Source organism: Pedobacter sp. Bi27, from assembly GCF_918698255.1.
Taxonomy (GTDB): domain Bacteria; phylum Bacteroidota; class Bacteroidia; order Sphingobacteriales; family Sphingobacteriaceae; genus Pedobacter.
Genome location: NZ_CAKKMW010000016.1, coordinates 1 through 21,580, shown reverse-complemented (window position 1 = coordinate 21,580; position 21,580 = coordinate 1). Strand labels below are relative to the sequence as shown.

The window sequence follows — 21,580 nt, the reverse complement described above, 5'->3', positions numbered from 1 at the left end:
ATTTTGATTTAAAAAAGAGTTGAAAAAAGAATGGCTTTCGGCATTAAAGCCGTTTTTGCTGGGTGCAAAAAAAGATGAATATATCCCTTCCATTTCGGGGTACAAAGATAGAGTTTTAGATTGGAAATGTAAAGAGAAAAGTGAAATAAGGTTAGCGCTAAAAGCAGAAAGACTAAAGCTGAAAGCAGTGAGACACGATTTAAATAAAAAATGATTTTTGCCTGAAATAGCTTTGGTCTTTTACCTTTGGTCTTTTCAGCTTAATTAAAGAAAAAACAATACTTTTGGCAATACAAAACAAATCCCATGTCGGTACATAAAGAAATCAAACGCATCACCACGCACACTTTACAGGAAATGAAGCAACGTGGTGAAAAAATATCTATGTTAACGGCCTACGATTACTCGATGGCTACCATTTTAGATGATGCAGGATTAGACGTTCTACTTGTAGGTGATTCTGCTTCTAATGTAATGGCTGGTCACGAAACAACTTTGCCTATTACACTAGACCAAATGATTTACCATGCTGCCTCGGTAATCAGGGCAGTTAAACGTGCTTTTGTTGTTGTCGATTTACCTTTTGGCTCTTATCAGGGAAATTCAAAGGAAGCTTTGAACTCAGCGATAAGGATTATGAAAGAATCGGGCGCCCACGGTGTTAAATTGGAAGGCGGCGAAGAAATTATCGAATCGGTTCAACGTATTATCACAGCAGGAATACCTGTAATGGGGCATTTGGGCTTAACGCCGCAATCGATTTATAAATTCGGAACATATACAGTTCGCGCTAAGGAAGAAGAAGAAGCAAATAAGTTAAAAACAGATGTTTTGGCTTTACAGGCTGAGGGGTGTTTTGCTATCGTATTGGAAAAAATTCCTGCTGCCTTAGGTAAAGAAGTTACAGAAAGCTTGAATATCCCAACTATTGGTATTGGTGCCGGACAAGACTGTGATGGCCAGGTTTTGGTTGTAAATGATATGATTGGTTTAACAAAAGGGTTTAAACCACGTTTTTTACGTCAGTATATTAATTTATACGATGAAATTTTAGGCGCAGCACAATCGTACATTCGTGATGTAAAAGCAAACGATTTCCCGAACGAAAAAGAACAGTATTAAGTTTGGAGTTGGGCGTTTTGAGTTTGGCATTCTTTTCAAGGCACAGATAAACTATCCAATTTTAAACAATTAAACAGCTAACCGATTAACCAATAACTTTCGCAATAGACGATTTGCCTTATCAAATGGACTAATGACGAATGAACCAATGAACTACCCTAATGCCAATTACCGATAACGACATCCTTTTTGAAGACAACCATTTAATCGCCATTAATAAAAGGGCAGGTGATATTGTGCAGGTTGATGAAACCGGTGATGAGCCTTTGGATGAACAAGTAAAAAAGTATATCGCTAAAAAGTACAATAAGCCAAATGGTGCTTTTTTAGGTGTAGTACACCGTTTAGATCGGCCGGTGAGCGGCGTAATCTTATTTGCTAAAACGAGTAAGGCTTTGGAACGGATGAATGCCGTTTTTAAAAATAGAGAAGTAAAGAAAACCTATTGGGCAGTGGTGAAGAACAAGCCAGAGAAAGAGTCGGCTACTTTGATCCATTGGCTGGTTAAAAACCCACAGAAAAATGTGGTTTCCTATTACAATACAGAGGTTACTGGTAGTCAGCGTGCGGAGCTTTCTTACAAAGTAAAGGCGAAGGTTGGCGATTATTACCTCTTGGAGGTAGATCCCTTAACCGGACGTTCGCACCAGATCAGGGTTCAGCTCTCATCAATGGGGTGCCCGATTATGGGTGATAATAAATATGGCTATCCCCGGGGAAGCAGAAAAGGAAGCATTTGCCTACATGCCCGCCGCTTACAGTTTATACACCCGGTTAAAAAAGAACCCGTAAATATATTTGCCAAGCTGCCTGTTGATGGTTTTTGGGAACGCTTCGAAGACTTATAGCACAACAATATTTAATATAATTAAGATATCCGGTCACAATATTTATTATTTGATCGGATTTTTTATGATTTGGCATCATATTTCGTCTGTTCAGGACTAAAACCAAATTAATCATGAAAAACATCATCTTATCTATCGCTGCAGCAGGCTTATTGGCTTCTACACTGGTTTCGTGTGAGAGCACTAAAAAAACAGAAACTACAAATGACACAACGGTTGTAAACGGCGATACAACTTTTACAAGTAAATCGACAAGTGAGACAACAACGACAATTCGAAGTGAGACTATTCCTGCTAAAATTCCAACTTTCTCAAGTGAAGAGGTAAACAAAGGGCTTGCTGAATATGCTAAACTTAAAGACGAATATGTTGCAGCTGTGAAAAGTAAAAATGCTGCAGAAATTAAAGCGTTAAGTGATAAATACAAGGCTTGGGCAAATCAGGCAACAGGCTGGGCAAGCAAGCTAAAGCCAGATGAAATACAAAAATACTCTGATTATATGCTTAAGTTAAGCGAAGAATGGACGAAAGCAGCGAAGGACGCAGTAACTAAATAAAGTTCAAATTATAGAAAAATCGTCATTCTCGCGCATGCGGGAATCTTAAAGCATTTTTGTTAGGCATTAAGATTCCCAATCAAGTTGGGAATGACGGTTCTTCGGGATTATTTACAATCAATTTTGTCAAAAGTCATCGATCCATCAAACTTTAGTTTGCTTAGGTCTTTGAACTTGGTTTCCCCTTTTACTTCCTGTACATCGCCAAATCCCTCAGCTAACTGATCGCCCTTTTTCAAAAAAGCCACTTCCCTAATTGATGTTTTGCCTTCAGACTGAAAAGTATAGTTAGCAATTATGGTATCGCCTTTAACAATTCCGGCTATAGTGCCTGCATTTTTATCTTTTTCGTATAAATTATAACCTAACGTACCTGTTACCTTATGATCCGCTGTTTTTAACGACAGGGTGGCAGTATCTCGGTTTTTAATGTACTGGTAGCACCGAATAGAATCGGGGCTTGCAGTTGCATTGGTTACTATGGTGGAATCTATTTTAGCCTGTGTTTTTTTTGCCGTGCCGCCCTGGCACGATGCCATCAATAAGGCGGCTGCTCCTAGTATTGGGATGATGTTTTTCATTGGGATATATTCTTTTCTTATCGGATTGGTTTTTTATTATTAAGCAAAGCCCCTGCCAAAAAGATTCTTAAACCTGTACCGATCTTGCACCGGAATTAAGTTTATACTAAATATATGCGCTATGTGATAAACTTATCAGTGAAGTTTCGTTTTAAAAAAACAACGAAATGCTGGTTCCTTTGTGTTCTTCAGATTTAATATCGACCTCTATTTTATGGAACCGGGCAATACTTTGTACAATGGCCAGCCCCAGGCCAAAGCCGTTTTCTTCGGTATTTCCCCTTTTAAACCGATCGAAAGCATTTTCTGCCAGTGCTGCGCTCATACCAGATCCGGTATCGCTGATGGTGAGGATATATTTTTCGGCTTCGGTTTTATCTGTTATGGCAATGGTACCCCCCTCAATATTATATTTTATTGCATTATTGATAATATTGATTAGAAGGGTATGTATCAGCGCTTTATTTCCGGTAAAATGAAAATCATTTGAAAGGTGAGCGTTATAACTGATATTTTTATCTGCTATTCGATCTTCCAGATCTTCATATATATCATCGATTTCCTGTTTGAGGCTAATTTCTTCGGTTTTCAGATACTGATTGTTTTCTACCTTCGAAATGAGCAGCAGGCTGTTGATAATTACCTTTAAGCGGTTTAAGGTTTTTAAAGAGGCGTAGATTTTGTTTTCGTGCTCTACCGGAATATCTGGCGTGTTGAGCATATTTTCGAAGCGCGTACTTAAAATTGAAATGGGGGTAAGCAACTCGTGCGAAACGTTAGCTATAAACTGCTTTTCTAAAGCGAATAGCGTATTTATTTTACGCATTAAAGAGTTTATGCTATTATCAAGGATTTTGAAATCGTTGGTAGTAGTTGGTATATTCTGGTAATTGTAATGTGAAGGATCATCAACCAGATTGATCTTTTTGTCGATAATGAGATAAAAAGGCCTTAATAAAAAGTTTGAGAAGGTAAAATCTGCTACCAAAGTAATAAGTAAGGCGGCAACCAACACAATCAGCATATAAAAACGGATCGAATTTTTAATGGATTGGAGCGCTGTCATCGTTTCTCCAATCTCCAGGTTATACCAGTTTGTATGATAAGAAAATTTATAATTGAGGATTCTATATACCTCAATATCGCCTTCGATTTCCCTCTTTTCTGTAAATACTTTTGCTGTAGAGTCTTTCTGGTTATCAGGGATATCTGTTAAAACGATAAATTCTTCCTTTAAAATATTGTAATCGGTAAAAGACTGTTCCTTGTTTAAAAGGCTATCGATCTCATTATCGTTTAAGTTTTTAATGATTTTGTTTTTCTTTTTGATTAAACGGTTGTCAAATTGGTTGTAGGCAAGTTTATCCAACGAAAATAGAATGATAGCCCCCAATACCAGAATAATGGCAATTTTGGTTACTGCATTGTATAAAGAAAACTTAACCTGTAACTTCATTTTGTTTAGTGGTTCATTGGTTCAATTGTCATTGGTTCATTGGTAGATCGACGCTTAATTTCTGACTTCAGACCCCCGACTTCCCGACTCTCTAGCAATTAATCCTGTAGCCAATACTCCTTACGGTTTCAAACCAATCTGTTACACTCACTGCTGCAAGTTTTTTTCGTAGGTTTTTAACATGAACATCAACGAAGTTGGAATCAGAATTGACTTCTAAAATATCGCCCCAAACGTGTTCAGTTAAACTCATTCTCGATACCACGCGGTTTTTGTTCAACACTAGATAGTTAAATATCTCGAATTCCTTTTTGGTAAGGTTTAATCTTTCATCACCGAAAGAAACGGTCCTATTTTGGATATTGAGCAAAAAATCATGGATGTTTACCTCATTTTTCTCTAACTTGTGTTTTCTACGGGTAATGGCATGCATACGTGCTAAAAGTTCATTTAGCGAAAATGGCTTGGGTAAATAATCGTCTGCGCCTTCATCAAGCCCCTTAATCCGGTCATCTACAGCACTACGTGCGGTTAAGATAATTACAGCATCATCACGATCTTTCATGGCTTTTAACTGTTTTAAAATTTCAAAACCATCACCATCTGGCAAACCTAAATCGAGTAAAATGAAATCATAATTGTTTACAAATATTTTTTCTTCCGCAGAAGATTTTTTCCAGGCATGCTCTATAATAAATCCTTCTTTGCTCAAGAATTCATCCATTTCAAGCGCCAGGCTTTTTTCATCTTCAACTATGAGTACGTTCATTTTAATTTAGTTAATGTTCTTTGGTCTTTCAGCTTTATGCTTTAGTCTCTAAAACTAAGTTAATATTTTTTAAGATGATCGCACAAGCTTCTTCAATTTCTTCTTTGGTTATAACTAAAGGAGGGGCAATGCGCATAGAATTGCTGCAATGTAAAAACCAGTCTGATAACACACCATTTAAAATGCAGGCATCAATGATTTTTTTATTGATCTCGAAATTTTCAAATTCAACCGCCAACATTAAACCTTTTCCCCTAATTTCTCTAATGGCAGGATGTTGAAGGAGCTGTTTAAACAATTGTCCTTTTTCTTCTACTTCATCAACAATATGATCATCAACTAAAGTACGTAAGGTAGCCAACCCAGCAGCACAACAAACCGGATGACCGCCAAAAGTAGTCATGTGACCCAAAATTGGCGTATGCGATAATACCGACATAATCTCCAGTGAACTGATGAAAGCCCCTATTGGCATTCCACCACCAATTCCTTTCGCCAAGAGCAGCACATCTGGTACAATATTGTAATGCTCGAAAGCAAACATCTTGCCGCTGCGGCCGAAACCAGATTGTATTTCGTCGAAGATTAACAAAGTTCTGGTTTCTGTGCATTTTGCCCGCAAAGCCTGCATGTAGGTTAAATCGGCTACCCGGATTCCGGCTTCACCCTGAATGGGTTCGATAAAAACAGCAGCAATTTCTGAGGTGATTTTTTCGAGATCAGCAATGTTATTATGTTCGATAAAACTTACATGTGGCAAGAACGGGCCGTAGCCGGAGGAATAGAAATCACTTTCCATTAAACTTTCGGCACCCTGCGTACTCCCGTGGTAAGCATTTTTGCAGGCAATAAATCCTTTACGGCCAGTATAACGTTTGGCTAGTTTCATGGCACCTTCTACAGCCTCGGTTCCTGAGTTTAAAAAGTAGGTGCAGCTTAAGCTTTCAGGTAAAATATCAGCAAGGGCTTTGGCAAAATTTACCTGAGGCGTTTGTACATATTCGCCATAAACCATTAGGTGCATGTAGGTTTCTGCCTGCTCTTGAATAGCTTTCACTACGGCGGGATGGCAATGGCCAACATTACTTACGCCGATACCGGCAATAAGATCGATGTGTTTTTTGTTTTGGGCATCATAAATGTAAATTCCTTTAGCCCTTACAAATTCGAGCATAAGCGGCTCAGGAGAGGTTTGTGCATTGTGTTGTAAAAACAACTGACGTTGGGTAAGCATGCACAAAAGTACGGAAATGAAAGAGTGCTTTAAAACAAAAAAGACCTACATTGCTGTAAGTCTTTTTCTTTATGGCTTTTTTGGGCCGCCTTTAAATCTATTGAGTAACTCGCGTTTAAAACCTTCCTGTGCCCGGTAAAACTTTCCAACAATTTTTATCGGCAATACCGCTTTAAGTTTGTTGTAATATTTTTTATCGAGATTGAGGTCTCTTTGCTTGAAGTCGAATTCGCTGGTAATTAAACTTTGCACCTGTGCATCGGTTAGGTTATCTATTTCAGTCGTTTTTCTGAAAGAGATCATTTTCTGCATGCGTTCTTTGCGCAAGGCGTTTTGCTCTGCCTGCATATCGTTATAAATCGGCCAGAAAATTTTAGCCTCTTCTGGTGATAGGTCCAGTTTTTGAGTGAAAAAAGCTATTTTAAGTGATTCTATTTCCTCCCCCCTTGGTTTTTGTGCCAATAAGGTAGTGGGTAATAAAAACATTAAAGCAACAAAAAGTAAATTCTTCATTTTCATCAATTTGTTATTGTTTTCAATAGTGATGAAGCTATCATGATTTGGTATGTATTTTATTCGGTAAATCATGATGGTTCCTTAATTAATTATTTAGTTCCTGAGATAAATCATTTGATGAGAAATTACTCAAGATGTAGTTTTCCATTTCTGTATCTGACGCAGAAGCCGTTTTTATATTAGATGATGTAGTATTTTGCGCTTCTAAATGATCGATGATCGTACTTTCGTCAATATCATATAATAGCTGTTCGTTCATTGCTTCTGCAGATTGTACTTGCTGAACCGCATTGGTAGAGCTGTTTTGGTAAAAATAAACACCAAACGAAGCCATTAATAAGAAACAGGCTGCGCTTGCGTATTTAACAATGTTGCGCCTCCATAAAGGAATAATTTTGGCCTCCTTTTTAGGTTCCGATGCCGCAATCCGATCAGCAATTCTACTTTGCAGGGTGTCGAAATAATTTTCGGGTACTGCAAAGGCCTGTTCTGCTTTTGGCAATTCGGACAGCGCAATTTTGGTTTGTATGCGTTCCGTTAGATCTTCAAAATAATTCTGCGGAACTTCAAAATTATTGTCACTCGTTTTCTGTTTCAATCCATCTAAAAAGACAGCAGAAAAAATGGCCTCATCACAATTTTCGAAATATCCATCAGGAACGGAGAAAGGATTGTGTTTCCCCAATGCTGCAAGTGCAGGGGCTTCGTTCATCCAATCGTTATTTTCTATATTTTCGTTCATCACAGATATATGATACAATTAAAGTGAAAAGGTTTAATAGTCTATTTCATCATTTGTAATAAAAGCTTCAATTTTTTTTGCAGCGATGTGAAATGATGCTTTTAAAGCCCCTACGGAGGTACCTAACACTTCCGAAATCTCTTCATATTTCATATCGTCGAAATATTTCATGTTGAAGATAATCCGTTGTTTTTCAGGCAGGGTAAGGATTGCTTTTTGCAGTTTAAGCTCAAGTTTATCGCCGTTAAAATAAGAGGAGGCAACTAAGTTATCGGCAAGCTCGGATGATACTTCATCCAAAGGTGTATTGTTCCGCTGTTTTTGCTTGTTTAAGAAAGTGATGGATTCGTTGGTGGCAATACGGTAAATCCAGGTATAAAGCTGAGAATCGCTCCTGAATTTATCGAGGTTTTTCCAGACTTTAACAAATACTTCTTGTAAAAGATCGTCGCAATCATCGTGGTTTAAAACCAGTCTGCGGATATGCCAATATATTTTTTGCTGATATTTTTTCAGCAACAGGTTAAAGGCTTCATTACGCGTACGCTCAACAGCGAACATTGCAAGAATTTCTGAATCTTCAACTTGTTTCATTTATGATGATTATAAAACCACAAAGACACTAAGTACACAAAGGTTTGGTTATGCTTAGTGTTCTTGGTGTCTTTGTGGTTAAATTTTAAATCTATTTTTTTCTGCCAATTACTTTTTGAACAGCTTCAACAATGTTTACAGCATCTAAGCCATATTTAGACATTAATTGATCTGGTGTTCCGCTTTCGCCAAAAGTATCGTTAGTGGCTACAAACTCTTGTGGTGTTGGCAATTCGGTAGTTAACAAACGTGCTACACTTTCACCTAAGCCACCAAATTTATTATGCTCTTCGCAGGTAACCACACAACCAGTTTTTTTAACTGATTTTAAGATGGCTTCGTCATCTAAAGGTTTAATAGTGTGGATATTGATAATTTCAGCATCGATACCCAATTCAGCTAATTTTTCACCAGCTTCGATTGCTTTCCAAACCATATGGCCTGTAGCAATAATGGTGACATCTGTTCCTTCGTTAACCATCCATGCTTTACCGATCTCAAATTTTTGATCTGGATCTGTAAATACAGGGATTACCGGACGGCCAAAACGTAAATAAACCGGGCCTTCATACTCGGCGATAGCCATAGTTGCTGCTTTAGTCTGGTTGTAATCGCAAGGATTGATTACTACCATTCCTGGCAACATTTTCATTAAACCTATATCTTCTAAAATTTGGTGGGTTGCACCATCTTCGCCTAAGGTTAAACCTGCGTGAGATGCACAGATTTTAACGTTTTTATTAGAATAAGCTACAGATTGGCGGATCTGGTCGTAAACGCGGCCTGTAGAAAAGTTGGCAAAAGTACCTGTAAAAGGAATTTTACCACCAATAGTCATGCCTGCGGCAATACCGATCATGTTTGCTTCTGCAATACCAACCTGTGTAAAACGCTCAGGAAAATCTTTAATAAAAGCATCCATTTTAAGTGATCCAACTAAATCGGCACATAAGGCAACCACATTTTCGTTTTTCTTTCCAGCCTCATGTAAACCAGCTCCAAAACCCGAACGTGTATCTTTTTTTTCTGTATATGTATATTTTTTCATTTTGTTTTTAGCTATGAGATGTGAGATTTTAGACGTGAGATCAGGCGACAATTCGTCTCAAATCTCATATCTATTGTCTCAAATCAGTTTAATAGTCCCCTAAAGTTTCTGGTAATTGCGCTAACGCTGCTGCCAACTGCTCATCATTAGGCGCAGTACCATGCCATTTATGCGTGCCCATCATGTAATCTACACCAGCACCCATTTGAGTACTCATTAAATTTAAGATTGGCTTGCCTTTTCCGGTTAGTGTTTTAGCATAATGTAAGCCTTCAACGATTGCTTGCATATCGTTACCATCGGTATTGATTACGTGCCAGCCAAAAGCTTCAAATTTAGCTTGTAAATCATCTAAGGCAAGTACTTTGCTTGTTGGCCCGTCAATTTGCTGTCCGTTATAGTCAACAGATGCAATTAAATGATCTACTTTATTAAAAGGGGCAAACATTGCTGCTTCCCAGTTTTGTCCTTCCTGTAATTCTCCATCACCTAATAAAGCAAAGATGTGAGATTTATCACCATTTAATTTTTTGGCTAAAGCTGCTCCAATAGCAACTGATAGGCCCTGGCCTAAAGATCCTGAAGCAATACGGATACCTGGTAAATGCTCATGGGTAGTAGGGTGACCTTGTAATCTAGAATCTAGTTTACGGAAAGTCGCCAGTTCACTTTTATCGAAATAACCAGCATGAGCTAATGTACTGTACCATACCGGAGAAATGTGTCCGTTCGATAGGAAGAAAAGATCTTCGCCAGCACCTTCCATTGTGAAGTCCGTTTTGTGGTTCAATACTTCAAAATATAAAGCTGTAAAAAAATCTGCACAACCAAGCGAAGCGCCTGGGTGACCTGATTGACATCCGTGAACCATTCTTACGATATCTCTTCTAATTTGAGAGGCAATATCTTCTAGCTCTTTAATTGTATGTTTCATTAAAATAAGAGGTTGTTGTTACATAGCAAAGGTAATATTTTACCCGCTATATCATAATTAGTTATTAATTAAATCGAGTACTTGTTGTGTTGAGTTTTTTGTGTCAACTTTTTTGATGATGTGGGTGATTTTTCCATCACCATCTATAATGAAAGTGGTGCGTACCGTACCCATGTACTTTTTGCCGTACATATTTTTTTCTGCCCAAACGCCATAGTCGTTTACAATTTTCTGGTCGGTATCAGCAAGCAGGGTAAATGGTAAGTTATGTTTGGTGACAAACTTCTGGTGCGATTTTTCATCATCAACGCTAACACCTAAAACCACAATGCCTTTTGCCTGTAAGCCCTGATAGTTATCCCTGAAATCGCAAGCTTCGGCAGTACAGCCTGGTGTATCATCTTTAGGGTAAAAATACAGAACAACCGTTTTGCCTTGATAATCGCTTAAAGAAACTTCAATGCCGTTTTGATCTTTTGATGTAATTGCCGGTGCCTGATCACCTTCTTTTAACGCTGCCATATTTATAATGATTGAATTTTGAATGTTATAATGATTAAATACTTAAGATTATACGCAATTTAAACGTTTTAACTTGTTATACTGTTCTATTTATGTTAAAAGATGACATTTCTTAGCTTTTTTATATGTTTTTGGTAGCAATTCGATCATAAAACCCTTAAATCTTAAAAATCCTGTTCCTATTTAAAGAATGTTACTGTGTATTTTCTAGTGTTTTCTTTCATATCCATTACTATTAATTCCAATGTATGCTTTCCTGAAGCTGTCCTTTCGTCAAAACTGTGCCAAAGCGTTGCTGTTTTGGTATCAAATTCCATTAATGCCCATTTGCCATCGATATAGCCATTAAAACTTTTTATCCCTGATAAATTATCACTGATCCTGAAAAATATTTTAGATAAACCAGCCATGTTTTTCCCCTCAGCAATATTTACAGGTATTATCCTTGGCGCAAGGGTATCAGTAGCGATATAAAAACTGCCGAAGTTTTTCGGAGTAGCCTTAACATAACCATTCTCAAAAAAACCGCCCTGAGATGAACCGTTGTTATTTACAATTAGGGCTTTACTTCTTAAGTTTTCCGGTAAGTTATCAGCCTTGATCGAGATATTGAAACCGATATGCAGTGGTGTGTATTTATTATGAATCTGATGTACAGCCGACCAGGCATTTCCCGTTGGTTTAGGCAACTTTTTATAAGCGAAATTTAAATCGCTGTACAATGTCCCGAGTGGGAAAACTACTTTAATATCATCGTTATTAAACTCATTCACTTTATTATAAGGATAAATTATTCCGGCGGGAATAACCGGTGCAGCAATAGGTGCAGTGCCTGCATTTACGGTAAAAGGTAGAACAGACGAGTTCCCTTTCGAATCTGTTATGATGTAGCGCAGCTGGTGTGAAGCACCGTCATTGAAATTAATCCTGCCACTATTGACCAAACCGCTATAAATTTTTAAAGGGTTGCCAGGTTCAACAAAACTTTTCTGAATGCTTCTTTTTGTATTTAAATAAGTTGGGTAATCGATGTGTGAGTTGATGGCCTTACTGTCTTCAAACGCAAAGCGTTCAAGGGCAGAAGTATATATTTTCTTTCCATCAACCTCCAGTTGGATTGAATATACCCCGTTGGTGCCCGATAAACCATTATGCCGATCGGTTACCACGATGCCGAAGCCAACCTCGCCAGTTAAGCTGATGGGGGCATTGGTTTTATAATTGCCATTTGCTCCACTAATGCCGATGGCTTGTTTAGGTGTATTTTCGTTAAAGGTTTTGCCATTTAAACGGTATACATACAAACCATGAATAACAGGTGGAATATTATCGGGTATGATGATTCCGAAAAACTGAGGATTTATGGTCTCTTCTGTTTTGGTATCTCTGATTTCGAAATGCAGATGCGGACCGCCAGAACTACCACGGTTACCAGACCAGGCAATAATCTCGCCTTTATGTACGGGAATTAATGTGGCATCGGGAAACTCATCAATCTCAAATGATTTTTTTTCGTATTCAAGGTTTTTAACAATGGTTGCAATTTTGGGAGCAAACCGTTGAAGGTGGCCATATACGGTAGTGAAACCATTAGGGTGATTGATGTACAGTGCCTGTCCGAAACCACTGTTCTGAACCCTTAACCTCGAAATATATCCATCTGCAACGGCATAAACAGGGTAACCTTCGCGTTGGTTGGTCCTGAAATCAATTCCAGAATGAAAGTGATTGCCGCGGATTTCGCCAAAAGAACCAGCAAGGGCAGGAGGACTAATATCTAAAGGTTGTCTGAAATCTGTAATCGGGTATTTATTCGTACTATAAATCTGTTGTGCCTGAATAAAAGTTGAAGCAAATAAAAGGCAAATTGAAACCAAAAATTTAAACTTATACTGGATCGGGTTTTTAATCATTCGTTACTTTACATCAAAATTTAAAAGTTGCTTTCCTTCTAACCAGGCTTCCAATTTATCGCCTTTATTTATTTTTCCTACACCCTGTGGTGTTCCGGTAAAAATTAAATCGCCTTTTTTTAAAGTAATATATTGAGAAACAAAGCTGATTATCTTCTCGAACGAGAATAACAAATCTTTAGTATGGCCTACCTGGCGGCTTTCTCCATTTACTTTCAACTCAAAATTTAAGTTGTAAAGATCCTCAAAATCACTTTTGGGATGGAAGATACTGATGGGTGCCGAGTTATCAAAAGCTTTGGCAAGTTCCCAAGGCAATCCTTTTTCTTTGTGTTTGCTCTGGATATCACGGGCGGTAAAATCGATACCTAATCCCACTTCATCATAATAATTCGCTGCGAATTTTTCGGCGATGTGTTTTCCTTCTTTACAGATTTTTAATACCACTTCTAATTCGTAATGTATATCATCAGAAAAATCAGGGAGGTAAAAAGGTTTATTGTCTTTTAAAACGGCTGTATCTGGTTTTAGAAAAATTACAGGTGTGGTTGGAACCGGATTGTTCAGTTCTTTTGCGTGTTCGGCATAATTTCTGCCAATGGCGATGATTTTCATTCTTAAGACTATGAAATATGATAAAATAGACGGGAATTAAATCCACATCAATCAAAAATAGAAAAGAAAATGGTGTTATAAAACTGAGATCCGTTTTACCTGGCTTTCGGAACCGGCAATAACCCTCAAAAAGTAAATGCCAGGATTAATCCTGTTTGGAATGACGAAGCTTTTGGTCTGCTCGCCAGCGTTTAGGCGTTCATTTGAAAGTGTTGCCACTTCATTTCCCAATAAATCGATGATTTTGATCGTAGTCTGTGTGCCATCTTTTCCGATAGATAAGATAATATTTAATTGATCTTCTACAGGATTTGGATATATTTTTACGATGGTTAACAATTTATCTTTTGCTACAACCGTTGTATTTTTTGGAGTTGTGGAGTAAGTATTGAACATTCCAGAGCCGCCAACTGTCATATATAGTGGTTTATAAGGCGTAATGTTGGCTTTAATTTCAGGAATTCTGCTTACTTTTTTTGTTCTGTTTTTTAAACTAATGCGAATACTATCAGCTTGTTGTGCCCAAGAATTTACGCCGCACAGTAAGACAATGCACAATGTGCATGCAAGTTTTGTGAGGAACGTTATCTTAGCGTAGAGTTTCATCAAATTGGTATAGCAAATGTATTAATTTAAAACAAAGAAATTAAACATTTTGTTTAAAACCCATAATTTAACACAATTTAACAATAAAATTTAAATTTCATAGTGTTAAAAATACACAATAATTTGGTTGTTAAATTGTTATAGTTAGTTTACTTTTGCCGCACTAAAATAATCAACGAAGTGTCAAATCATAAAAATGTCAACGCGTTAACCGCCGGCGGGGTTCTAATCAGTTTAGGAATTGTGTTCGGTGACATTGGTACATCTCCATTATATACCTTAAATGCAATTTTTACAACCATTTTAGGCGGTAAACAGGATATAAATCCCACAAACGTTCTTGGTGTACTATCCTGTATTATTTGGACGCTAACACTACAAACGACCATTAAGTATGTTATTATTACCTTAAGGGCCGACAATAAAGGTGAGGGTGGTATTTTCTCTTTATTTTCATTGGTTCGGAAAAAAGCGAAGTGGCTAGTAGTTCCGGCTGTGGTAGGAGGTTGTGCCTTACTGGCCGATGGAATTATTACACCAAGTATTACGGTTACCTCAGCAATTGAAGGGCTTACTAATAAGTTTGATATACAGGTTATTCCAATCGTATTAACTATTTTAACCATCTTATTTATTATCCAGCAGTTTGGAACCAATTTGGTTGGAAAGCTTTTTGGACCCGTAATGTTTGTTTGGTTTGCTGTTTTGGGTGTATTGGGTATGTCTTTTATTGTTAAAGATTTCACTATCCTAAAGGCATTTAACCCTTATTACGCCATCCATTTACTGGTTACCAATAAACTAGCGTTTTTAATTCTTGGCGGTGTATTTTTGTGTACAACAGGGGCTGAGGCCTTATATTCTGACTTAGGCCACTGTGGTAGAAATAACATCAGAATCAGCTGGATTTTTGTTAAATTAACCCTTATTCTAAACTATTTAGGGCAAGGCGTTTGGATTTTGCAGAACAGTGGAAGTTATGTTCCGGGTGCAAAAATGAATCCATTTTTCCAGATCGTTCCTGATCAGTTTCAAATTCCGATGGTTATACTGGCCACTATGGCGGCAGTAATTGCGAGTCAGGCTTTAATTAGTGGGTCTTTTACCCTAATTGCTGAAGCAGTACGTTTAAACCTTTGGCCTAAAATTAAAATTGTTTACCCATCGGTTTCTAAAGGTCAGTTATACGTTCCCTCTATTAACTGGATGTTATGGATTGGTTGCTGTGGTATTGTGCTGTTGTTTCAAAAGGCAGAGAAAATGGATGCGGCCTACGGCTTATCTATCACCATAGCCATGTTAATGACCACAATTCTGGTTAGTTTTTATTTGCGAAGTAGACGTTTCCCGAAATATTTAGTTGCGATATTCTTTTTTACCTATGTAATTATTGAAGGCACATTTTTGATCAGTAATTTAACTAAATTCTTACATGGTGGTTGGGTAACTGTATTAATTGGTTCGTTATTGTTTACAGTGATGTGGAGTTGGTTTGTAGCCCGAAAAATCAAAAACCGCTTTGTTAAATATGTCGAAATTGAGGATTATTATGAGATTTTAACTGAACTGAGCGGAGATGAATCGGTTCCGAAATACTCGTCTCAACTGGTTTATTTAACCAGTGCGAACTTTAAAACGGAGATTGAATCGAAAATTATCTATTCCATTATACAAAAGGAACCAAAACGTGCCGATGTGTACTGGTTGGTGCATGTTGATGTAATGGACGAGCCTTATACTTTAGATTATAAAGTTGAATTCCTGATCCCTGGAAAACTGATCAGGATTGATTTTAGATTAGGCTTCAGGATTGAGCAGCGTGTAAACTTATTGTATCGTAAAGTAGTTGAAGAGCTGGTGAAGAACGGAGAAATCGATATTACCAGTCAGTACACTTCGTTAAACAAGCATAAAATTGCTGGCGATTTCAGGTTTGTTCTTTTAGAAAAACATTTATCTAAGTTCACCAAGTTAAGTTTCTATGAAAGACAGATTATGGATTATTACTTTATCCTTAAAAAATTAAGTTTATCAGAAGAGCGGAGTTTTGGCTTGGATAGCAGTTATGTTGATGTAGAGAAAGTTCCGTTGATTTTCGTTACACCAGATGATATTGAATTGAACAGGTTGCCGGTTTAACTGATGAGAACTGCGATTTTAGTATTGGGGGTCAGTTTGTTTATAGCTGGACCCATAGCTAAACTGTACTATTTCGATCATGCCAATAATTATATGATTACATCTGGATTGGGGCTGGTGATGATTACTGCGCTGGCCTTTATAAAGAAGAAATAAATTGAATCCTCTTTCTGTTAAAGAAAGGGGATTTTTTTGTTTTATAAATGGAATTTGTCTTCGTCCCACTTACTGGGATTATCTATAATATAGTTCGAGATGTTATTATATGCTCTTTCATCACGAATAATGTGTTCATAGTAGTTCCTTTGCCATAGCTTTCCCATTGTTTTATCGTGCGATTTGAATAGTTGCAGGCACGCATTAGAAACAATTGATTTATATGCGCCAACAATGTCGGAAATTGTCGGGGCGACCCTTGCGGTCACCCTGTTTAATTCATCTTCTTCTTGGGCGACCACAAGGGTCGCCCCGACAGCAGTAGAAAAAGAAGAAATATCTGATAATACTATTATGCCGTGCATATGATTCGGCATGATCTGAAAAACATCAAGTTCGAAATTTGAAAATCTAACGGATAAATTTATCCATTCATTGTAAGCGATAGTTCCAGATTCATTTAGGATCATTTTATTGTCTGAAACTTTTCCAAATCTATGGATTCTATCTTCACAACAGATTGTTATGAAATAGGCTCCTGCATTTGAATAGTCGTAATCCTTTAGCCTGATCGATCTTCGATGATGTATTAAAGGATTATACTTCATTTATAATTAACTTTCAATTTTTGCCAGTTTACTATGCCTGTAACCATAGGCAAAATAAACCACGAGGCCTACTACCAGCCAGATGCCGAAACCGATCCAGTTCGAAATGCCAAGTTCGCACATCATGTACAAACAACTAATCAATCCTAAAACCGGAATTAACGACAAGTTTTTAGTAATGCAATAGTAGGTGATGATCACACAGATGATCAGGAAAATCCACATCGGAATTTTGTGCTTAAACAATCCCCATCCGCTTTCGTATTTCTTTTCTATCGGTACCTTTGAGGCTGAAATAAACTGTTCATAACGATCGGCCGGTAATGCACTTAAATAAGATTCTGCATCTACTTTTTCGGCCAATACAATTTGTGGCGAGGCATTTTTAACAATTTCCTCTTTAACAATTTTAAGTTCATCGCCGCTTAAAGAAGTAACAAAAGTTACCGTTTGGATTGTTTTAGGGGAATTGAAAAAGAATGCTTTTGTTTCTTTCCCATATTTTGTGAATGCAAAAACTATAGTTGCAATTAAAACAATAGGCACTATAAACTTACTGTTTACGTAAGGTATCTTGAATTTTCCGCGTTGTACATCAGGCCTGTTCTGTAATACTAAAACCCCTGCGCAAACCAGTACGAAAGCAAAAAGTGTTCCGATAGAACAGAGATCGGTAACGATAGTAAGATTCATAAACAACGATGGTACAGCCACTACAAAGCCTACCACAATTGTTGCAAACGAAGGTGTTTTGTATTTAGGGTGAATTTTTGAAAAAGATTTTGGTAACAAGCCATCTCTGCTCATGCTCATCCAAATACGTGGTTGACCCATTTGAAAAACCAAAAGTACACTAGCCATGGCAAATACTGCACTTACGGCAATAATACCGCTCATTAATTTTAAGTTAATCTGATCAAAAACGAATGCCAACGGATCGCCAACAGCTAAGGTATCTGATTTAACAATACCAGTTAAAACCAGTGCAATAGCCACATAAAGGATGGTACAAATAATTATCGCCCACATCATGCCGCGGGGTAAATCGCGTTGTGGATTTTTACATTCTTCGGCCGTTGTAGAAATGGCATCGAAACCGATATAAGCAAAAAATACTGCCGAAACGCCCTTTAAAACCCCAGCAACACCGTTCGGGGCAAATGGATCCCAGTTTTTTGTGTCTACATAAAATATACCTACCGCTAATACCAAAAGAATTACCGCAAGTTTAACCACCACCATCGCGTTACTGGCATTGCGACTTTCTTTCATTCCACGGTAAATTAACCAGGTAATTAAAATGATAATGCCCAGGGCAGGAATATCTGCAACAAGGTGAAAACTACCGATTGTTGGAGCAGTAAGCCATGCATTGTTGGCCAAGGCTGTAGCCGAATCTAAATCGGCCAGGTTTTTGCCAGCCGCCAGAAGCGCTTCAGCATGTCTATGTCCGTTATAGGCACTTAAATAGTCCATTGTCATCCAATCGGGTACATGGATGCCCTCTATGCCGAGGGGAGGTATTTTGATGGTTGAGAGTAATCCTGTAAAATAATCAGACCAGGAAATGGCTACCGTAATATTACCGATAGAATATTCCATAATGAGCGACCATCCGATAATCCAGGCCACCAGTTCGCCGAAAGCTACATAAGAATAAGTATAGGCACTACCCGAAACAGGTACCATTGAAGCAAACTCTGCATAAGCAAAGGCCGCAAAACTACAGGCTACTGCTGTAAAAATAAATAAAAAAATTACCGCCGGACCTCCGTCTGCACTTGCCTTGCCAATCGTACTAAAAATCCCTGCTCCAATAATTGCTGCAATTCCAAAAGCTGTTAAATCGCGTACTCCGAGTGTTTTATGTAATGTATTTTCATGGTCGCCATAGCCTTTTGCCGCATCTTGTAATATCTTGGAAATAGATTTTTTTCTGAATAGCTTTTCGAACATCTTTTGTTTGCTTGTTTCCTCAAACTTATAAAAAGTTTGGTTAAAAACGTTTAAAGCAAGATATAATTTTCAATACGCCACGCGCTAGTGGGTAATTGCCGTCGAAAAAAGTGTAATTATTAGATTAAAGTAAAAAAATGAAATTATTTGGCCTGAATAATCCTTTGTTTGATTCGCATAGTTTTAGGATAAGTGAAACAGTTAATTTTGTTGTAAATAATCAGCAGGGCGCATAAAACGACATAGGTCTTGTTTGATTGGAATATTTATATACCATTACATTACCAATATGAATGCAGATATAGCACAAATAAAATACATTAAAGAACGTCACCAGGGTTTGGCTACTCTACTGGCCTTTGCATTAATTCCATTGTCGGGTTTTGCTACCGATATTTATATCCCCTCATTACCTACCATGGCTGGCGAAATGCAGGTGAGCAATGTTCAGGTTCAACTTACACTCAGCATTTTTCTAATAAGTTATGGGGTTGCTCAACTTTTTATTGGTAGTGTGCTTGATAGTTTTGGAAGATATAAAATCTGTTTATACGCATTATTAATTTTCGCTGCAGCAAGTATCATCATTGCAACTACCCATAACATTTACCTTATTTATTTAATGCGCATTATCCATGGTCTTACTGTAGGTGCAATTGTAGTGGCTAAACGCGCTTACTTTGTTGATCTTTTTGAGGGCGATCAGTTAAAACATTATCTGAGTTTGTTTTCTATTATCTGGTCTACCGGACCAATTATAGCACCTTTTATTGGTGGTTATCTGCAAACATTATTTGGTTGGGAATCTAATTTCTATTTCTTAGCTGGTTTTGCACTTGTTTTCGCCGTGCTGGAGTTCTTGTTCAGTGGCGAAACATTAAAACACTTTACCGATTTTCAACTGAAAAAGATAACGGGTATTTATATCGAAATGATTAAAACAACAAGCTTTACCTTAGGTATTGTGATGTTGGGTTTAGCTTATTGTATGGTGATGGTTTACAACATGACTGGACCATTTATCATTGAGCATCATTTCAACTTCTCACCCGTTATTGCAGGTTATAGTTCCCTGTTTTTAGGTTTTGCCTGGATGGTAGGGGGCTTTATTGGCAAGGCCACCATTAACAGACCTTTCTTTAAACGATTAATGATCAACTCGCTGTTTCAGGTAGCATTTGTAGTTCTGATGATTGTAAGCTTAAATTTTGTTTCTAACCTCTGGTCTTTAATTTTCTTTGCCTTTTTAATCCATGTAGGGGCAGGCTTTACCTTTAATAATTACTTCACTTTCTGCCTGAGCAAATTCCCGAAAAATGCTGGGATTGCCGGCGGCTTAACAGGAGGGATAACCTATGTTATCGTTTCTTTTTTGAGTTATGGTATCGTAAATCTGATCCCCGCTAAAGATGAGCGTAACCTAAGCTATAGTTACTTAATCATGATCTTAATCTCGGTTTTGGTGATGTTTGTTATTCTTAGGCTTCGAAAAAAAGATGAAGTGTAAGGTATTCGAGATGTTGTGTGTTTTCTCTTCCTAAGCGGAGTCGAATATTTCTTGAAGAGCAAAGTCTGTGATATATAGGTAGGGTCCAGTCCTGCTGTTTGTTACAATCCTCTTGGGAAAATTTTGATAAAAATAATTATCCAATGCCCAAAAGGGATTTTCAATCCATCAGGTCTATTCTTTGGGTACAACATATAAAAACATTGGTTTCGATTACCGAAAAAATGTGAGATAAGTGGCAGCTGTGTAAGCCTATTTAGTTTCCGTGTCTTCTGTGTTTCCGTGGCAAAAAAGCGCTTAGCTAGATGCTAAGGCCAGTTGATAATTCTCCCTTGGGTCATCACGCTGAGCGGAGTCGAAGCGTCTTTACAACGCCCAGGCGGTAAAAAAGAATTAAACTTCGGTCTTAGCGAGACACTGAGGCCAGATAAGAGGTTCTGAATTCTTGCCTAATTTCCGTGCCCTCTGTGTTTCCGTGACAAAAAAATGCTTAACAATACGCTAAGGCCAGTTGATAATTCTCCCTTGGGTTGTCACGCTGAGGGGTAATTAATTGTTTAAAATCAATATGAGTGACGTACAATTGTTTCTTTTCCATACACCATAGGCTTGCCTCGGCTCGCCGCCGCCGAAGGGCTCTTTCTTTTTGGCATCAAAAAGAAACAAAAAATGCCGGCTGAAAATTTTTCTTTTGATGGCAGCTGTGCGGCTAGAACAGTGCAGCCCGAAAAATTTGTTAGGCCGGGTTTAAGTAGAACGGAGATACCGTGCTATGGCCTAGCTGGACGGAAATACAAAAGCGATTAAAATACTGATTAATAGTGGTTTGCGAAATAACGTCAATGGTAGCGGAGTCGAAGCGCCTTTACAACGCCCAGGCCGTAAAAAAGAATTAAACTTCGGTCTTAGCGACACGCTAACAATGCTATTAAGTTAAGCTATTTATATGCTTGGTGCAACCTGCTTTTATTTTGCCGAACTTTAATTTTGGGAAAGCTTCTTGTTGGCTTTACCGCAACTACAGTTTTAAAAATTTGCTCTATTAGCTGTTTAATTATTGTTTTCAGTTTTGATCCCATTACTAACTCAATTAGGCTGTTCCTAACAAATCTGAATGCATTTTGCCAGTTGAAGATATAACCGTATCTTCTTTTATC

At 37.7% G+C, this 21,580-nt stretch carries 21 protein-coding genes; 6 read left to right on the top strand and 15 right to left on the bottom strand.

Translation table 11 applies throughout. From position 1 onward, the window contains the following. Positions 1-19 precede the first annotated feature (19 nt). The 4 genes from LQ227_RS25450 to LQ227_RS25435 all read left to right on the top strand — a co-directional run bounded on the left by LQ227_RS25450 (position 20) and on the right by LQ227_RS25435 (position 2,527). Positions 20-214, top strand: a complete 195-nt coding sequence (locus LQ227_RS25450; RefSeq protein ID WP_230151920.1) for a hypothetical protein — start codon at positions 20-22, stop codon at positions 212-214. 92 nt (positions 215-306) lie between these two features. Continuing rightward, positions 307-1,122 carry a 3-methyl-2-oxobutanoate hydroxymethyltransferase gene (gene panB, locus LQ227_RS25445; protein ID WP_230151918.1) on the top strand — a complete coding sequence of 272 codons (816 nt, stop codon included), beginning with the start codon at positions 307-309 and terminating at the stop codon, positions 1,120-1,122. Positions 1,123-1,283: 161 nt separating this feature from the next. Next, positions 1,284-1,970 (top strand): RluA family pseudouridine synthase, encoded by a 687-nt coding sequence (locus LQ227_RS25440; RefSeq protein WP_108198402.1) that lies wholly within the window; start codon positions 1,284-1,286, stop codon positions 1,968-1,970. 113 nt (positions 1,971-2,083) lie between these two features. Then, positions 2,084-2,527, top strand: a complete 444-nt coding sequence (locus tag LQ227_RS25435; protein WP_230146558.1) for a hypothetical protein — start codon at positions 2,084-2,086, stop codon at positions 2,525-2,527. 107 nt (positions 2,528-2,634) lie between these two features. On the opposite strand, the gene LQ227_RS25430 is transcribed toward LQ227_RS25435, so the two are convergent. The 13 genes from LQ227_RS25430 to LQ227_RS25370 form a co-directional block, all read right to left on the bottom strand. Beyond that, on the bottom strand, positions 2,635-3,108 hold the full coding sequence (locus LQ227_RS25430) for a hypothetical protein (protein ID WP_230146559.1): 474 nt from the start codon (positions 3,106-3,108) through the stop codon (positions 2,635-2,637). 151 nt (positions 3,109-3,259) lie between these two features. After that, positions 3,260-4,564 (bottom strand): HAMP domain-containing sensor histidine kinase, encoded by a 1,305-nt coding sequence (locus LQ227_RS25425; RefSeq protein WP_230146560.1) that lies wholly within the window; start codon positions 4,562-4,564, stop codon positions 3,260-3,262. 91 nt (positions 4,565-4,655) lie between these two features. Then, positions 4,656-5,333, bottom strand: a complete 678-nt coding sequence (locus LQ227_RS25420; RefSeq protein WP_230146561.1) for a response regulator transcription factor — start codon at positions 5,331-5,333, stop codon at positions 4,656-4,658. Positions 5,334-5,367: 34 nt separating this feature from the next. Further along, positions 5,368-6,567 (bottom strand): aspartate aminotransferase family protein, encoded by a 1,200-nt coding sequence (locus LQ227_RS25415; RefSeq protein WP_230146562.1) that lies wholly within the window; start codon positions 6,565-6,567, stop codon positions 5,368-5,370. 69 nt (positions 6,568-6,636) lie between these two features. Beyond that, positions 6,637-7,080 carry a hypothetical protein gene (locus tag LQ227_RS25410; RefSeq protein WP_230146563.1) on the bottom strand — a complete coding sequence of 148 codons (444 nt, stop codon included), beginning with the start codon at positions 7,078-7,080 and terminating at the stop codon, positions 6,637-6,639. 88 nt (positions 7,081-7,168) lie between these two features. Continuing rightward, complete coding sequence (locus tag LQ227_RS25405; RefSeq protein WP_230151916.1) at positions 7,169-7,825, bottom strand: hypothetical protein; 657 nt, start codon at positions 7,823-7,825, stop codon at positions 7,169-7,171. Positions 7,826-7,858: 33 nt separating this feature from the next. Next, a complete protein-coding gene (locus LQ227_RS25400) occupies positions 7,859-8,419 on the bottom strand; it encodes an RNA polymerase sigma factor (RefSeq protein ID WP_025145705.1) in 561 nt (186 codons plus the stop codon). A 91-nt stretch (positions 8,420-8,510) separates the two neighbouring features. After that, on the bottom strand, positions 8,511-9,467 hold the full coding sequence (locus tag LQ227_RS25395) for a transketolase family protein (protein WP_029274068.1): 957 nt from the start codon (positions 9,465-9,467) through the stop codon (positions 8,511-8,513). 88 nt (positions 9,468-9,555) lie between these two features. After that, complete coding sequence (locus LQ227_RS25390) at positions 9,556-10,401, bottom strand: transketolase (protein ID WP_230146565.1); 846 nt, start codon at positions 10,399-10,401, stop codon at positions 9,556-9,558. Between the two features lie 57 nt (positions 10,402-10,458). Next, complete coding sequence (bcp, locus tag LQ227_RS25385) at positions 10,459-10,923, bottom strand: thioredoxin-dependent thiol peroxidase (protein WP_029274070.1); 465 nt, start codon at positions 10,921-10,923, stop codon at positions 10,459-10,461. A gap of 179 nt (positions 10,924-11,102) precedes the next feature. Beyond that, entirely contained in the window at positions 11,103-12,836 is a 1,734-nt protein-coding gene (locus LQ227_RS25380) for a M23 family metallopeptidase (protein WP_230146566.1), read from the bottom strand. A 3-nt stretch (positions 12,837-12,839) separates the two neighbouring features. Continuing rightward, positions 12,840-13,451, bottom strand: coding sequence for a fumarylacetoacetate hydrolase family protein (locus tag LQ227_RS25375; RefSeq protein ID WP_230146567.1), 612 nt, complete (start codon positions 13,449-13,451; stop codon positions 12,840-12,842). A gap of 75 nt (positions 13,452-13,526) precedes the next feature. After that, positions 13,527-14,009 (bottom strand): T9SS type A sorting domain-containing protein, encoded by a 483-nt coding sequence (locus LQ227_RS25370; RefSeq protein WP_230146719.1) that lies wholly within the window; start codon positions 14,007-14,009, stop codon positions 13,527-13,529. Between the two features lie 228 nt (positions 14,010-14,237). On the opposite strand from LQ227_RS25370, the gene LQ227_RS25365 reads away from it, so the two are divergent. Continuing rightward, on the top strand, positions 14,238-16,196 hold the full coding sequence (locus LQ227_RS25365) for a KUP/HAK/KT family potassium transporter (protein ID WP_230146568.1): 1,959 nt from the start codon (positions 14,238-14,240) through the stop codon (positions 16,194-16,196). A 197-nt stretch (positions 16,197-16,393) separates the two neighbouring features. On the opposite strand, the gene LQ227_RS25360 is transcribed toward LQ227_RS25365, so the two are convergent. Next, complete coding sequence (locus LQ227_RS25360) at positions 16,394-16,960, bottom strand: transposase (protein WP_230146569.1); 567 nt, start codon at positions 16,958-16,960, stop codon at positions 16,394-16,396. 6 nt (positions 16,961-16,966) lie between these two features. Beyond that, positions 16,967-18,916, bottom strand: a complete 1,950-nt coding sequence (locus tag LQ227_RS25355) for an amino acid permease (RefSeq protein WP_230146570.1) — start codon at positions 18,914-18,916, stop codon at positions 16,967-16,969. Between the two features lie 289 nt (positions 18,917-19,205). Here LQ227_RS25355 and LQ227_RS25350 point away from each other — a divergent pair, with 289 nt between their 5' ends. Then, on the top strand, positions 19,206-20,423 hold the full coding sequence (locus LQ227_RS25350) for an MFS transporter (RefSeq protein WP_230151913.1): 1,218 nt from the start codon (positions 19,206-19,208) through the stop codon (positions 20,421-20,423). Positions 20,424-21,580: the final 1,157 nt, after the last annotated feature.